We start from the raw sequence: 227 nt of genomic DNA, 5'->3' as shown, positions 1-227 counted from the left end.
TGCAGCGTCTCAACGCCGCCGCTTCCCGTCTTGCCGCTCGTCACCGAACCCAGCGTCAATCCGCCGCCGCTCGTCGCCGTCACCAGCGTTCCGGCATTGACGGTCGACCAGTCGATCGACGCCAGCCCCGACGGCGACGCCAGGCTGCCCGCCGCCAGCGTCACGCTCGCCGTCGTCGCCGTCACCGTCGCGCCCATGTTCGACGTCACGCTGGTCAGCGACGCCGA

The 227-nt window shown here is 71.4% G+C and carries 1 protein-coding gene; it reads left to right on the top strand.

Annotation, left to right across the window (positions count from 1 at the left end):
- Positions 1–227 (top strand): hypothetical protein (locus GSQ90_RS16870; RefSeq protein WP_158816031.1); only part of this gene is annotated, 227 nt, incomplete at both ends.

Source organism: Methylocapsa sp. S129 (genome assembly GCF_009765995.1).
In the GTDB taxonomy this organism is placed as follows: domain Bacteria; phylum Pseudomonadota; class Alphaproteobacteria; order Rhizobiales; family Beijerinckiaceae; genus Roseiarcus.
Note: the sequence above shows the minus strand (reverse complement) of the source record. Positions and strands in the feature narration are given on the sequence as shown.